We start from the raw sequence: 14,767 nt of genomic DNA on the forward strand, positions 1-14,767 counted from the left end.
ACGCATGGCGGCAGCGCAGCAAACGGCCTATATCGGCCTGGGCAGCAATCTCGACGACCCCGTCAGGCAGGTCGAGCGGGCCCGCGATGAACTGGATGACCTGCCGCTCACCCGACGACTGGCGTGCTCGCCGCTGTATCGCAGCCGGCCGTTCGGTCCACAGGATCAGCCCGATTTCGTCAATGCCGTGGCGAGCGTCACCACTCGCCTGTCGCCGCTCGCACTGCTCGATCAGTTACAGGCCCTCGAACAACGCCATCGGCGCGTGCGCCAGCGCCACTGGGGCCCCCGCACCCTGGATCTCGACCTGCTGCTGTTCGCCGGCCGACACTTGGCGTCAGCGCGCCTGACGCTCCCCCATCCGGGCCTTCTCGAGCGCGCCTTCGTGCTGATACCGCTGGCGGACATTGCCCCCGATCTCGCCCTCGGGGGCATCAGCGTGACGCAACATGCCAGGACGCTCGATAGCCACGATCTCCGGCCCCTGTCGCCGCCAAGCCGCTGACTTCGCCAAAGTCGAGTTGCAGCACGGTTGTTACCATTCCACACTTTCGCCCTGCACGGGTAACAACCCTCGCAATACACGCCAGCTCCGGACAGTGCCGCACCCCCGGAACGCACCATGAGAAAAGCTCCATGAAAACCGTCACCCTGAGTACGCTGCAGGCGGCCAAGCGCGCCGGCGAACCGTTCAGCTGCCTGACTGCCTACGACGCCACCTTCGCCCATGTCGCCGGCCAGGCCGGCATCGAGGTCCTGCTGGTCGGCGATTCGTTGGGCATGGTCCTGCAGGGCCATGCCAGTACGCTGCCGGTCACCCTCGCCGACATCTGCTACCACACCCGCTGCGTGGCCCGCGGCAAGGGCGCCAGCCTGCTGATGGTCGACCTGCCGTTCATGAGCAACACCAGTCAGGAGCGGCTGCTGCAGGATGCCGGCGAGTTGATGCGCGCCGGGGCCGAACTGGTCAAGATCGAGGGCGAGGCGTGGATGGCCGAGGGCGTTCGCGAGCTGACGCGACGCGGCGTGCCGGTCTGCGCCCATCTCGGCCTGACCCCGCAGACCGTCTATCAGTTGGGGGGCTACAAGGTTCAGGGGCGCGACGCCGCACACGCCGAACGGCTGATCGCCGATGCCCGCACGCTGGTCGACGCCGGTGCCTCGGCGATCCTGCTCGAATGCGTGCCGGCGAGCCTCGGCCAGGCCATGCAGCAGGCGCTCGAGGTGCCGGTGATCGGCATTGGCGCCGGGGTCGACACCGACGGCCAGATACTCGTCATGCACGACGTACTGGGCATCAGCCAGGGGCGTACGCCGCGTTTCGTCAAGGACTTCATGAACGGGGCCGATTCGATCCAGGGCGCCTTCGAGGCCTATCATGAGGCCGTCAAGACACGTCGCTTCCCGGCCGAGGAGCACTGCTTCTGATGCATACCGTGACCGATATCGCCACGCTGCGCGAAAGACTCGGCGAAGCCCGTCGCCAGGGCCGACGAATCGGCCTGGTGCCGACCATGGGCAATCTTCACGACGGTCACCTGGCGCTGGTCGCCGCCGCCCGTGCGCGCGCCGACTACGTGGCGGCGAGCATCTTCGTCAACCCGCTGCAGTTCGGCGCCGGCGAGGACTTCACCGGCTACCCGCGCACGCTGGACGAGGATCGCGCACGACTCGAGGGTGCCGGCTGCGATCTGGTGTTCGCTCCCGGCCACGAGACCCTCTACCCGCAGGGTACGGCGGCGCAAACCACGGTCCAGGTTCCCGGCGTCTCGGAGGGCCTGTGCGGCGCCAACCGGCCAGGGCATTTCAGCGGCGTGGCGACCGTCGTCAGCATGCTGTTCAATCTCTTCCAGCCCGATCTGGCCTGCTTCGGCAGCAAGGACTTCCAACAGCTCGCGGTGATCCGCAAGCTGGTCGCCGATCTGCACTTCCCGGTGGAGATCGTCGCCGTACCGATCGTGCGCGCCGCCGACGGCCTGGCACTGTCGTCGCGCAACGGCTACCTCAGCGCCGAGCAGCGGGCCCGGGCGCCACGCCTGTATGCCACGTTGTGCGATGTCCGCGCCGCGCTGGAACAGGGCACCGCCAGTGACGAAGCCTTGCGCCGAGGGCTTGCCCGGCTGGTCGAGGACGGCTTCAAGCCCGATTACCTGGCACTGCGCCGCCACGACGACCTGGGCGTCGTCACCGACGATACCCGCGAGGCGGTGCTGCTCGGTGCCGCCCACCTGGGGCCGGCACGGCTGATCGACAACCTTCCCGTGGAGCTGCCGCGCTGACCTGACCGGATCCGGCCCTGTCCTTCGCGCCGCCGGCTGCGCCTGTTCATCGCTCTTCGCCTGATTGCCGATTGTCGCCATGCCCTCGGGTCTCCTATGCTGAACGAGCACCCGTTCGCCTCGTATCAAGGAGTCTCACATGCAAGACGTGGTCATTGTCGCGGCGCGCCGCACCGCTATCGGCACTTTCGGCGGCTCGCTCGCCGGCATACCCGCCACCGAACTTGGCGTCAAAGTGATTCAGGATATCCTGGCGAATACCGGCGTCGCCCCCGAACAGGTCGACGAGGTCCTGCTCGGCCAGGTCCTCACCGCCGGCTGCGGGCAGAACCCCGCCCGCCAGACGTCGATCCTCGCGGGCCTGCCCGAGGGCGTGCCGGCGATGACCATCAACAAGGTCTGCGGCTCGGGGCTCAAGGCGTTGCACCTGGCGACCCAGGCGATCCGCTGCGGCGACGCCGAGCTGATTCTCGCCGGCGGCCAGGAGAACATGTCACTGGCGCCTCACCTGCTGCCGCACTCGCGCACCGGTCACCGCATGGGCGACTGGAAAGCCATCGACTCGATGGTTCACGACGGCCTCTGGGATGCCTTCAACGAATACCACATGGGCGTCACCGCCGAGAATCTCGCCGACAAGTACGGGATCACTCGCGAACAGATGGACGAATTCGCCGCTCAGTCGCAGCGCAACGCCAGCGCCGCCATCGAGTCGGGTCGCTTCGACAGCCAGATCGTGCCGATCGAGATCCCCCAGCGCAAGGGCGATCCGGTCACCTTCGCCGCCGACGAGGGACCGCGCGCCGGCATCACTGCCGAGAAGCTCGGCGCCATGAAGCCCGCCTTCAAGAAGGACGGCAAGGTTACCGCCGGTAACGCTTCCTCGATCAACGACGGCGCCGCGGTGACGATGATCTGCTCCGCCGACAAGGCGCGAGAGCTGGGCCTCGAACCGCTGGCCCACATCAAGGCCTACGCCAATGCCGGTGTCGACCCGGCTATCATGGGCATCGGTCCGGCGCCGGCGACACGGCGGTGCCTGGAGAAGGCCGGCTGGACCCTCGACGATCTCGACCTGGTCGAGGCCAACGAGGCCTTCGCCGCCCAGGCCATGGCGGTCAACAAGGAACTCGGCTGGGATGTCAGCAAGATCAACGTCAATGGCGGTGCCATCGCCCTGGGCCACCCGATCGGCGCCTCGGGCTGCCGCGTGCTGGTGTCGCTGCTCCACGAGATGATCGCCCGCGACGCCAGGAAAGGCCTGGCGACGCTGTGTATCGGCGGCGGTCAGGGGGTGGCGCTGGCCATCGAGCGCTAGTGCCGAAGCAGGCCTCCTAGCAACGAACGACGCCAGCGCTCGAGCCGCTGGCGTCGTCGTTTCCGGCGGATATGGCCGCTTGGGTCAGCCGGCGCCCTGGGCGAACAGCACCGCCAGCACGATCGGCATGACCACCAGGCTGCCCAGATTGCCGATCAGCACCAGCGAGGCGACCGTGTGCGGCTCCTGGCGATACTGCTCGGCCACCAGGTAGTTGAGCACCGCCGGCGGCAATGCCGCGAAAACCCACAGTGTCGCCGCCTGCAGGCCCGCCAGATCGAGCCAGACGATCAGCGGCCAGGCCAGCACCAGCCCGCTCGCCGGACAGGCCACCGCGCCCAGCACGCCCATCCGCCAGTCGCTGAAGTCGACATCGAGCATGCGCACCCCCAGCGCGAACAGCATCAGCGGAATGCTCACCCCGCCGAGCATGTCGAGCGCCTCGAGCAACCAGCCCGGCAGCTGAATGCCGCTCAGGTTGACCGCCAGCCCGGCCAGGCTGGCCAGCACGATCGGCATGCGCAGCAGTCGCCACCAGGGCGTGCGCGGGTCGAGCATGTACAGGCCCACCGAGAAATGCAGCAGCATCTCGACGATGAACACCACCACCGCCGCAGGCAGCGCGGCCTCGCCGAACGCCAGCACCAGCAGCGGTATGCCCATGTTGCCGGTGTTGTTGAACATCATCGGCGGCAGAAAGGTGCGCCGATTGAGCCCAAGCACGCTCGCCAGCGGCCACAGCAGCAGCCCGGAACCGAGCACGATCGCCGCGGCGGCCAATGCCAGGCTGGCGTACTCCTCGAGCGGTGCCTGACGGTCGGCAAGCACCGCAAACACCAGCATGGGCACGAAAAGCTCCATGTTGAGGGTGTTGAGACCACGGATGTCGGGCGTGCGAAAACGCCCGTAGAGGGTACCGCAACCGGCGATCAGGAACACCGGCAGCAGGGTCGACAGGATCTTTGCCAGCATGCTCACGGCTCGTCAGACAGGGGAGTGGCAGCCTAGCATGACGGCGGCTTGCGCGGCTCGTGCGGGCGCGTCACCATGACCAAAGCACTATCTTGGAATACGCTATTCAAAGACATTCCGTCAATTACTCCCGATCATCGATACCGAGACACCATGAGCAAGTTCTGGAGCCCGCAAGTTCGCGAGCTGACGCCGTACGTCCCCGGGGAACAGCCGCGCGAACGGCTGGTCAAGCTCAATACCAACGAGAACCCCTACCCGCCGGCGCCCGGCGTGGAGCAGGCGCTGCGGGAGTTTTCCGTCGACCACCTGCGCCGCTACCCCGATCCCGAGTCGCTGGCCCTGCGCGAGGCCCTGGCGCGCGAACAGGGCGTCGCGGTCGAGCAGGTCTTCGTCGGCAACGGCTCCGACGAGGTCCTGGCCCTGGCCTTCCAGGCGTTCTTCCGCCAGTCGCGGCCGTTGCTGATGCCGGCCATCAGCTACAGCTTCTACCCGGTCTACTGCCGGCTCTACGATATCAACTACCGCACACTGGCGCTCGACGATCACTGGCAGGTTCCCCTCGATGCGCTGACCGCCGACAGCGGTGGCGTGGTCTTCGCCAACCCCAACGCCCCCACCGGCCACGGCCACCCGCAAACGGCCATCGCCCGACTGCTCGAGCATGTCAGCGATCGCGTGGTGCTGGTCGACGAAGCCTACGTCGACTTCGGCGGCGAGAGTGCGGTCCCGCTGATCGACTCGTACGCCAACCTGCTGGTGGTCGGTACCTTCTCCAAGTCGCGCAGCCTAGCCGGTTTGCGGCTGGGCTATGCGATCGGCTCGCGAGCGCTTATCGAGGGCCTGGAGCGGGTCAAGAACTCGTTCAATTCCTACCCCATCGACAGCCTGGCCAGCGCCGCAGGCATCGCGGCGCTGGCCGATCGCGGGCACTTCGAGGCCTGCCGGGAACGGGTGATCGCCAGCCGCGAGCGCACCCGCCGCCGGCTCGACGGGCTGGGCTTCGAGGTGCTGCCGTCGCAGACCAATTTCCTGCTTGCCCGACATGCTCGATTCGACGCGGCGGGGCTGTTCATCGGCCTGCGCGAGCGCGGCATCCTGGTGCGTCACTTCAACAGCGAGGCACTGCGCGACTTCCTGCGCATCAGCATCGGCACCGACGACGAGATGGACAGCCTGATCGAGGCCCTCGAGGCGATCTGCCGCTGAATGGGGTCCCCCGGGCCAGTGAGTGTGCCTGACGCCGCATGAAAAACGGCCCATCCGCTTGGCGGATGGGCCGTTTCGTTGGCTGCCTGAACAGTCGAACCGGGCGGGCCCGGCTCGACTGGAGCGTCATTCGACCAGGCTTGCCTCGAAGGCTTCCTTCTCTTCGGCGGTGATCTCCTTGATCGACAGCTTCACGCGGTTGCGGTTGTCGATGTCGAGCACCTTGACGGTCACTTCGTCGCCTTCGTTCATGAAATCGCGCACATCGTTGACCCGCTCGGGCACGATCTGCGAGATATGCACCAGGCCGTCGGTGCCGGGCATGAAGTTGACGAACGCGCCGAAGTCGGCGATCCGCACCACCTTGCCCCTGTAGAGCTTGCCGATTTCCGCCTCGGCGGTGATCCCCAGCACGGTATCGATGGCGCGCTTGGCGGCTGCCTTGTCCTCGGCGTAGATGCGCACGGTACCGTCGTCGTCGAGATCGATCGAGGCGCCGGTATCGTCGCAGATCTTGCGGATCGTCGCCCCGCCCTTGCCGATCACGTCGCGGATCTTGTCCGGGGAGATCTTGATGGTCGCCATCGACGGCGCGTTGGCCGACACTTCCTCGCGGCTCTGCGCGATCACCCGGTTCATCTCGCCGAGGATATGCTGGCGCGCTTCATGGGCCTGCTGCAGCGCGATCTCCATGATCTCCTCGTTGATGCCCTCGATCTTGATGTCCATCTGCAGCGCAGTGACGCCTTCCGCCGAACCGGCCACCTTGAAGTCCATGTCGCCAAGGTGGTCCTCGTCGCCGAGGATGTCGGTGAGCACGGCGAACCGGTCATCATCCTTGATCAGCCCCATGGCGATGCCCGCCACCGGCGCCTTGAGCGGCACCCCGGCATCCATCAGCGCCAGCGATGAACCGCACACCGAGGCCATCGAACTCGAGCCGTTGGACTCGGTGATCTCGGAAACCACGCGGATGGTGTAGGGGAACTCCTCGTCGCTCGGCAGCATCGCCTGGACGCCGCGCCGCGCCAGCCGGCCATGGCCGATCTCGCGACGCTTGGGCCCCCCCATGAAGCCGGCTTCGCCGACGCTATACGGCGGGAAGTTGTAGTGCAACAGGAAGCGGTCCTTGCGCTCGCCCTCCAGCGATTCGATCAACTGGGCGTCGCGCAGCGTGCCCAGCGTGGCGATGACCATCGCCTGGGTCTCGCCGCGGGTGAACAGCGCCGAACCGTGGGTTCGCGGCAACAGACCGACCTCGATATCCAGCGGGCGCACGGTCTTGTGATCGCGGCCGTCGATGCGCGGCTCGCCGGCGATGACCCGGCTGCGCACCACGCGCTTCTCGAGGCTGGCAAAGGCACCGCCCACCTCGTCGGCGTCATACTGGCCCTCGCCTTCGCCGGCCAGTTGCTCGACGGCCTGGCGCTTGAGCTCGCCGAGGGCATCCTGGCGGGCCATCTTGTCGGTGATCCGGTAGGCTTCGCCGACCTTGCTCTCGAAACTTCCGGCCAGCGTCTCCTTGAGCGCGGTGTTTTCCGCCGCCGGCTGCCAGTCCCACTTGGGCTTGCCCGCTTCGGCGACGAACTCGTTGATCGCGCCGATCGCCACCTGCATTTCCTGATGGCCGTAGAGCACCGCGCCGAGCATTTCGTCCTCGAGCAGCTCCTTGGCTTCGGACTCGACCATCAGCACGGCCTTGTCGGTGCCGGCGACGACCATATCGAGTTCGGAGACCGCCAGTTCCTCGACGCTGGGATTGAGGAAGTAGCCACGCTCTTCGGTGAAGGCCACGCGCGCGGCGCCGATCGGGCCGCTGAACGGCACGCCGGAAATTGCCAGCGCCGCCGAGGTGCCGATCATCGCGGCGATATCCGGGTCCTGGTTACGGTCGGCTGACAGCACGGTGCAGACGACCTGGACTTCGTTCATGAAGCCCTTGGGAAACAGCGGACGAATCGGCCGGTCGATCAGCCGCGAGGTCAGCGTTTCCTTCTCGGTCGGACGGCCTTCGCGCTTGAAGAAGCCACCGGGGATCTTGCCCACCGAGTAGGTCTTCTCCTGATAGAACACCGCCAGCGGGAAGAAGTCCTGCCCCGGCTTGATGTCCTTCTTGGCGACCACGGTGCACAGCACCACCGCGCCGTCCATGGTGACCTGCACGGCGCCGGTGGCCTGGCGGGCGATGCGCCCGGTTTCGAGGGTGACGGTGCTCTGACCGTACTGGAATGTCTTTTTGACCGGATTCACGGTGACTTCCTTCAACTTGTCTGTTTCATGTTGGGGTCTTTTGACTCGGCGACCATTTTAGGAGTTCACAGGGTCAAGAGCTACCGCACCCCAATAAAAGAACAAGCAACCCCATGGGTTGCTTGTTCAATGATCATCCGCGGGCTGGCCTTGCTTAGCGGCGCAGGCCCAGACGCTGGATCAGCGACTGATAGCGCTCGAAGTCCTTGCGCTTGAGGTAGTCGAGCAGCTTGCGGCGCTGGTTGACCATGCGGATCAGACCACGACGCGAGTGGTGGTCCTGCTTGTTGGTCTTGAAGTGCGACTGCAGGCCATCGATGTTGGCACTCAGCAGCGCCACCTGAACCTCGGGGGAACCGGTGTCGTTGTCACCACGGCCGTATTCATTGACGATCTCGGCCTTCTTTTCAGCGGTCAAAGCCATCTGTCTCTCCAGTAAGCAATATGCCTGAGCATGAAATGTCGGAGACCACGCATATTTGCAGTCTCCAGGGTCGCGCCACTGAAGCCCAGTGGCGAGAGCCGCCAGCCGCGATCAGGCGGTGGCGACCAGGCGACGCGGGGCGATCTCCCCTGCCGCCGTTACCGCGACCAGCCCCAGAAAGGCCGCGTCGCGATAGAGTCGAACCGGGCCGCCATCATTCGACAGCCCGGTGGTATCGAAGCGTGCCCGCTGGCCGTTGAGCACCCGCTGTGCGGTGGCGTCATCGACATCGAGCCGCGGCAGATGCGCGACCAGCACGTCCGTCGGCAACAGCACCTGCTCGCGCCGGGCTGCCTCGGACTCGGCCTCCAGTGCCGCGAAGTCGAACATGTCGGCCGCCTGGAAGGGCCCGGTCTTGAGTCGCCGCAGTACGCTGATGTGCGCCCCGCAGCCCAGCGCGGCACCGATCTCCTCGGCCAAGGTCCGGATGTAGGTGCCCTTGCTGCAGGCGACCTCCAGTTCGAAGCCCGTCGGCTCACGGCCGACGAGCCGCATATCGTAAACCGTCACGCGCCGCGGCGCACGCGCAATCGTCTTGCCCTCGCGGGCCAGCTGATAAAGCGGCTTGCCCTGATGCTTGAGCGCCGAGTACATCGGCGGAACCTGCTCGATTTCGCCACGAAAATCGACCAGTACCCGCTCGATGTCCGCCGTCTCGAGCGTCGGCACCGGGCGCCGCTCGATCAGCTCGCCGTCGGCGTCGCCGCTGTCGGTAATCTCGCCCAGGCGCACGTAGGTGCGATAGACCTTGTCGGCCTCGAGCAGGTACGACGAGAACTTGGTCGCCTCGCCGAAGCACACCGGCAACAGCCCGGTGGCCATGGGATCCAGCGTGCCGGTATGTCCCGCCTTCTGCGCCTGAAACAGCCGACGCACACGCTGCAGGGCATGGTTGCTCGACACGCCCCGGGGCTTGTCGAGCAGCAGCACGCCATCGATCGGCAGGCCGCGACGACGACGCGCCATCAGCGCTGGCTTTCCGGTTCGCCATCGTCATCGGCCGCATCGCCGTGACGTGCGCGGTCGGTCTCGACCGCCTCGTCGATCAACGACGACAGCCGGTGCCCACGAACCACGCTCTCATCGAAATGGAAACGCAATTCAGGCACGTGTCGCAGCTTGATCCGGCGAGCGATCTGGCTGCGCAGGAACCCCCCGGCACGCTTGAGCACCGCCAGGTTCTCCCTGATCCGCTCGGCATCGTCGTCGCCCAACAGGGTGACATAGACGTCGGCGTAGCCCAGGTCGCGACTGACGGTCACGCCACTGACGGTGACCATGCCCAGCCGCGGATCCTTGATCTCACGCTGGATGAGTACCGCCAGCTCCTGCTGGAGCTGGTCGGCCACCCGGTCGGTACGCTTGAACTCGCGCATCGGCTCACTCTCCTCGCTGCGTCATCGACGTCGACACGACGCGCGTCACAGGCTGCGCTCGACCTTGACCTGGTCGAAGACCTCGATCTTGTCGCCGACCTGGACGTCGTTGTAGTTCTTGACGCCGATCCCGCACTCCATGCCGTTGCGCACTTCGCTGACGTCATCCTTGAAGCGGCGCAGCGATTCCAGCTCGCCCTCGTAGATGACCACGTTTTCGCGCAGCACGCGGATCTTCTTGTGGCGGTGAACGCTGCCCTCGACGACCATGCAGCCGGCCACCGAGCCGATCTTGGGCGCACGGAAGACATCGCGAACCTCGGCGATACCGACGATCTCCTCCTTCCACTCCGGCGCCAGCATGCCGCTCATCGCCTGCTTGACCTCGTCGACCAGCTGGTAGATGACGCTGTAGTAGCGCAGATCCAGCCCTTCGCGCTCGACGATCTCGCGTGCGGCGGCGTCGGCACGCACGTTGAAGCCGACCAGGATGGCATCGGAAGCCAGCGCCAGGTTGGCGTCGGTGCCGGTAATGCCGCCGACCCCGGAGGAGACCACGGCGACTTCGACCTCACCGGTGGACAACTCCTCGAGCGCTCCGCGGATCGCTTCCAGCGAGCCCTGCACGTCGACCTTGAGGACGATGTTGACCTTGGCCACCTCGTCCTGGCCCATCTGCGAGAACATGTTCTCGAGCTTGGCCTTCTGCTGACGTGCCAGGCGCACCTCGCGGTACTTGCCCTGACGGAAGTTGGCGACTTCACGTGCCTTCTTGTCGTCGGCCAGGACCATGAAGTCCTCGCCGGCCTCGGGCGTACCGTCGAGACCCTGGATCTCCACCGGCATCGCCGGGCCGACTTCGTCGACCTGCTTGCCGAGTTCGTTGGTCAGGGCGCGCACGCGGCCGTAATGCAACCCGGCCAGCACGATATCGCCCTTCCGCAGGGTGCCGTTCTGGACCAGCACCGTAGCGACCGGGCCACGCCCCTTGTCGAGCCGCGACTCGACGACCACGCCCTTGGCCGGCGCTTCGGGAACGGCCTTGAGCTCGAGCACCTCGGAAACCAGCAGTACCGCCTCGAGCAGCGCGTCGATGCCTTCCCCGGTCTTGGCCGAAACGTGCACGAACTGGGTGTCGCCGCCCCACTCCTCGGAAATCACGCCGTGCTGAGACAGCTCGTTGCGGATGCGGTCGAAATCCGCACCTTCCTTGTCGATCTTGTTGACCGCGACCACCAGCGGCACGCCGGCCGCCTTGGCGTGCTCGACCGCCTCGACGGTCTGCGGCATCACGCCGTCATCGGCCGCGACCACCAGGATGACCACATCGGTCGCCTGGGCGCCACGCGCACGCATGGCGGTGAACGCCGCGTGGCCCGGGGTGTCGAGAAAGGTCACGCCGCCGTGCTTGTCCTCGACGTGGTAGGCGCCGATATGCTGGGTGATACCGCCGGCCTCGCCGGTGGCGACCTTGGTACGCCGAATGAAGTCGAGCAGCGAGGTCTTGCCGTGGTCGACGTGGCCCATCACCGTGACCACCGGCGAGCGCGTGATCTCCTCGCCCTCGTAGGAGATGCCCTCGAGGACCTCGGTCTCCAGCGCATCGTCCTTGACCAGCTTGGGCTTGTGGCCCATCTCCTCGACGACGATCGCCGCGGTGTCCTGGTCGATGGTCTGGTTGATGGTCACCGCCGCACCCATGGTGAACATGGCCTTGATGACTTCGTTGGCCTTGATGGCCATCTTGTCAGCCAGGTCGGCGACGCTGATCGACTCGGGGATCGCCACTTCACGGACGATCGGCTGGGTCGGACGCTGGAAGCTGTGCTTGCCGCCGCCGCCGCTGTCGCGACCGCCACGCCGGCTACCGCGCCGCTCGGCGCGCTTGACCTTCTTGCCGCTGCCGCGACGCCGCTCGGCGCGCTCCTCGCGATCCTCCTCGCGATTGGTGTCGCGTCCCTTCTTGGCAGCCGCCTTCTTGGGATTGGCGCGGCGGTTGTCGCTACGCGGCTCCTTGGGCGGTGCCTCGACGACCGGCTCCGGCGACGGCTCGCCGGCGGTCAGATCCTGCTCGGAACGGATCTCGTCGGCGGCTGGCGCGGTGGTCTCCGCCTGGGCACTGTCATCGGGCGTTGCCGGCACCTCGGCCCCCGGTGCTTCGGCCCCCGGTGCTTCGGCTTCCTGCTGGGCTTCGGCGGCCTTGGCCTGCGCTTCGCGTTCCGCCTGCTCGCGCGCCTGGGAAGCATCGGCCATGTCGCCGACCAACTGGCGCGGACCCTGTTCGGGAGCCTGTGCCGCCGGTTCCTCGGCTTCCTCGCGCTTGACGTAGGTGCGCTTCTTGCGGACGGAAACCTCGATGGACTTGCCCCGGCCATCACCCGAGCGAATGCGGCTCTTGGTCTTGCGCGTCAGGGTAACGCGATTCTTCGGCCCCTGGCCGCCGCCATGACTCTTGGTGAGGTGGTCGAGCAGGCGCTGCTTGTCCTCTTCGGACACCGCATCACCTTCCGCCTTGTGGGGAAGCCCGGCTTCCTGCATCTGCTCCAGCAGGCGGGGCGTCTCACGCCCCACCTTGGCTGCAAAATCCTTAACTGTCATCTCTGCCATTACGACCCTCCTGAGCCCGTGACCTAGTTACTCTTGACTCTCGAACCAGGGCGCACGGGCGGTCATGATCAGTGCCGCGGCGCGCTCTTCGTCTACATCCTCGATGTCCTTGAGATCATCGACAGACTGTTCGGCAAGATCCTCCATGGTGACGATGCCACGACTGGCCAGAATGAAAGCCAGGTGACGATCCATGCCGTCCATCTCGAGGAGGTCCTCGGCGGGCTGAGCGCCGTCGAGTGCCTCTTCGGAAGCGATTGCCAGGTTCAACAGCTCATCTTTAGCGCGTGCGCGCAACTCTTCTACCAGGTCCTCGTCGAATTCTTCGATCTCCAGAATTTCCTCGAGCGGCACGTAGGCGATCTCCTCGAGTGAGGTGAAGCCCTCGTCCACCAGGATCCGGGCGAGTTCGTCATCGATCTCTAGATGATTGATGAAGTACTCGACCAGGGTGTCGACCTCCTGCTCGCGCTTGCCTTCGGCCTCGTCTTCGGTCATCACGTTGAGTGCCCAGCCGGTCAGCTCGCTGGCCAGCCGAACGTTCTGCCCGCTGCGGCCGATGGCCTGGGCCAGATTGTCCTCGGCGACGGCCACGTCCATGGCATGGGTGTCCTCGTCGACGAGAATCGAGGCCACATCCGCCGGCGCCATGGCGTTGATCACCAGCTGCGCCGGATTGTCGTCCCAGAGGATGATATCCACCCGCTCGTTGCGCAGCTCGTTGGAGACTGCCTGAACGCGTGAACCGCGCATCCCGACGCAGGCGCCGACCGGATCGATGCGCTTGTCATTGGTCTTGACCGCGATCTTGGCCCGCGATCCCGGATCGCGAGCCGCGCCCTTGATCTCGATGAGCTGCTCGGCGATCTCCGGCACCTCGATCTTGAACAGTTCGATGATCAGCTCGGGGCGCGTGCGGGTCAGGATCAACTGAGACCCGCGGGCTTCGGCATCGACCTTCCACAGCAGGGCCCGCACCCGCTCGTTGAGCCGATAGCGCTCGCCGGGAATCATCTCGCTGCGCGGCAGGAAGCCCTCGGCGTTATCGCCCAGATCGATGATCAGGCCATCGCGGGTGGTCTTCTTGACGATACCGGCGATCAGTTCGCCTTCGCGCTCGGCATAGTGCCGCACGATCTCGGAGCGTTCGGCCTCGCGGACCTTCTGAACGATGACCTGCTTGGCGGTCTGCGCCGCGATGCGGCCGAAGGCCGCGTTCTCGATATGCTCCTCGACCACGTCGCCCAGCGTCAGCGGCGGGTCGCGCTGCTCGGCGTACGACTGCTTGATTTCGGCATCGGGATTCTCGAATTCGTCGTCCTCGACCACCACCCAGCGGCGAAACGTCTCGTAGTCGCCGGTAGCGCGGTCGATCTGCACGCGCACGCTCGCTTCCTGACCTTCGAAGCGCTTGCGTGATGCGCTGGCCAATGCCGCCTCGACCGCGCCGAAGATGACGTCGCGGGGTACACCCTTTTCATTCGAGATCGCATCAACGACCAGCAGAATCTCTTTGCTCATGCCTTAAGCCTCGCCAGAAAACCAGTCCTCATGCATCGAACTGCGGCACGATCCGCGCCTGTTCAATGCCATCGATAGGAAAGCAATACTCCTCGCCGTCGAGCTGCAGCAACACCTCGTCATTCTCGACGCCCGCCAGCAACCCCTTGAACTTGCGACGCCCTTCGAACGGCGCGCGCAGGCGCAGGGATATCACATGCCCCTTGAAGCGCGCGAACTGCTCGAGCTCGAACAGGGGGCGATCAAGCCCGGGCGACGACACCTCGAGCTGATACTTCCCGGGAATCGGATCCTCGACATCGAGCACCGCGCTGATCTGGCGACTGACGTCGGCACAGTGATCGACCGTGATCCCCGCCGGGCTATCGATATACACCACCAACCGGGAGTGCTTGCCCTGGGGCAGGAGCTCGATCCCCCAGAGCTCGAAGCCCATGGCGGTAACCACTGGCTCGATGAGTGCGTTCAGCGCAGCGTGCTTGTTTGCCACAGATGAAGGCTCCTACAGCAGTTGCATCAGGCACCTGACCCAGGAGTAAAGAGGAAAGCTAGGTGGCTGATTGGCGTTAGTGTCAACAACTCAGATGCCAAAATCAGGCTGCTAACAAAAAGCCCCTTCATAAGGAAGGGGCCTTTCACAAGAAACTTGGTAGCGGGGGCCGGATTTGAACCGACGACCTTCGGGTTATGAGCCCGACGAGCTACCAGACTGCTCCACCCCGCATCATAGGTTGGCGATTATAGGAACTCG

The 14,767-nt window shown here is 65.6% G+C and carries 13 protein-coding genes and 1 tRNA gene; 5 read left to right on the plus strand and 9 right to left on the minus strand.

What is annotated here, in order from left to right:
• The first annotated feature begins 4 nt into the window (after nucleotides 1-4).
• The 4 genes from folK to HR9077_RS10035 all read left to right on the plus strand — a co-directional run bounded on the left by folK (nucleotide 5) and on the right by HR9077_RS10035 (nucleotide 3,597).
• A complete protein-coding gene (gene folK, locus HR9077_RS10020; protein ID WP_136066867.1) occupies nucleotides 5-505 on the plus strand; it encodes a 2-amino-4-hydroxy-6-hydroxymethyldihydropteridine diphosphokinase in 501 nt (166 codons plus the stop codon).
• Between the two features lie 131 nt (nucleotides 506-636).
• Nucleotides 637-1,428 carry a 3-methyl-2-oxobutanoate hydroxymethyltransferase gene (panB, locus tag HR9077_RS10025; protein WP_136066868.1) on the plus strand — a complete coding sequence of 264 codons (792 nt, stop codon included), beginning with the start codon at nucleotides 637-639 and terminating at the stop codon, nucleotides 1,426-1,428.
• Nucleotides 1,428-2,279, plus strand: a complete 852-nt coding sequence (gene panC, locus HR9077_RS10030) for a pantoate--beta-alanine ligase (protein WP_136066869.1) — start codon at nucleotides 1,428-1,430, stop codon at nucleotides 2,277-2,279. The genes panB and panC overlap by 1 nt, the downstream gene beginning before the upstream one ends.
• 139 nt (nucleotides 2,280-2,418) lie before the next feature.
• Nucleotides 2,419-3,597 carry an acetyl-CoA C-acetyltransferase gene (locus HR9077_RS10035; protein ID WP_136066870.1) on the plus strand — a complete coding sequence of 393 codons (1,179 nt, stop codon included), beginning with the start codon at nucleotides 2,419-2,421 and terminating at the stop codon, nucleotides 3,595-3,597.
• 84 nt (nucleotides 3,598-3,681) lie between these two features.
• On the opposite strand, the gene HR9077_RS10040 is transcribed toward HR9077_RS10035, so the two are convergent.
• Nucleotides 3,682-4,569, minus strand: a complete 888-nt coding sequence (locus HR9077_RS10040) for an AEC family transporter (RefSeq protein ID WP_136066871.1) — start codon at nucleotides 4,567-4,569, stop codon at nucleotides 3,682-3,684.
• Between the two features lie 153 nt (nucleotides 4,570-4,722).
• On the opposite strand from HR9077_RS10040, the gene hisC reads away from it, so the two are divergent.
• Nucleotides 4,723-5,778 carry a histidinol-phosphate transaminase gene (gene hisC / locus HR9077_RS10045; protein ID WP_136066872.1) on the plus strand — a complete coding sequence of 352 codons (1,056 nt, stop codon included), beginning with the start codon at nucleotides 4,723-4,725 and terminating at the stop codon, nucleotides 5,776-5,778.
• 126 nt (nucleotides 5,779-5,904) lie between these two features.
• On the opposite strand, the gene pnp is transcribed toward hisC, so the two are convergent.
• The 8 genes from pnp to HR9077_RS10085 all read right to left on the minus strand — a co-directional run bounded on the left by pnp (nucleotide 5,905) and on the right by HR9077_RS10085 (nucleotide 14,740).
• Nucleotides 5,905-8,028, minus strand: a complete 2,124-nt coding sequence (gene pnp / locus HR9077_RS10050) for a polyribonucleotide nucleotidyltransferase (protein WP_136066873.1) — start codon at nucleotides 8,026-8,028, stop codon at nucleotides 5,905-5,907.
• 154 nt (nucleotides 8,029-8,182) lie between these two features.
• On the minus strand, nucleotides 8,183-8,452 hold the full coding sequence (gene rpsO, locus HR9077_RS10055; RefSeq protein ID WP_136066874.1) for a 30S ribosomal protein S15: 270 nt from the start codon (nucleotides 8,450-8,452) through the stop codon (nucleotides 8,183-8,185).
• Between the two features lie 111 nt (nucleotides 8,453-8,563).
• Complete coding sequence (truB, locus tag HR9077_RS10060; RefSeq protein WP_136066875.1) at nucleotides 8,564-9,478, minus strand: tRNA pseudouridine(55) synthase TruB; 915 nt, start codon at nucleotides 9,476-9,478, stop codon at nucleotides 8,564-8,566.
• Nucleotides 9,478-9,888, minus strand: coding sequence for a 30S ribosome-binding factor RbfA (rbfA, locus tag HR9077_RS10065; protein ID WP_136066876.1), 411 nt, complete (start codon nucleotides 9,886-9,888; stop codon nucleotides 9,478-9,480). The genes truB and rbfA overlap by 1 nt, the downstream gene beginning before the upstream one ends.
• Before the next feature lie 45 nt (nucleotides 9,889-9,933).
• Nucleotides 9,934-12,495: a translation initiation factor IF-2 gene (gene infB, locus HR9077_RS10070; protein WP_136066877.1), complete on the minus strand. Its 2,562-nt coding sequence runs from the start codon at nucleotides 12,493-12,495 to the stop codon at nucleotides 9,934-9,936.
• A 27-nt stretch (nucleotides 12,496-12,522) separates the two neighbouring features.
• Nucleotides 12,523-14,016: a transcription termination factor NusA gene (gene nusA, locus HR9077_RS10075; RefSeq protein WP_136066878.1), complete on the minus strand. Its 1,494-nt coding sequence runs from the start codon at nucleotides 14,014-14,016 to the stop codon at nucleotides 12,523-12,525.
• Nucleotides 14,017-14,044: 28 nt separating this feature from the next.
• A complete protein-coding gene (rimP, locus tag HR9077_RS10080) occupies nucleotides 14,045-14,506 on the minus strand; it encodes a ribosome maturation factor RimP (protein ID WP_136066879.1) in 462 nt (153 codons plus the stop codon).
• A gap of 157 nt (nucleotides 14,507-14,663) precedes the next feature.
• A tRNA-Met gene (locus HR9077_RS10085) sits at nucleotides 14,664-14,740 on the minus strand.
• Between the last annotated feature and the right edge of the window lie 27 nt (nucleotides 14,741-14,767).

Origin of the sequence: Modicisalibacter radicis, assembly GCF_900961225.1 — a bacterium.
Taxonomy (GTDB): domain Bacteria; phylum Pseudomonadota; class Gammaproteobacteria; order Pseudomonadales; family Halomonadaceae; genus Modicisalibacter.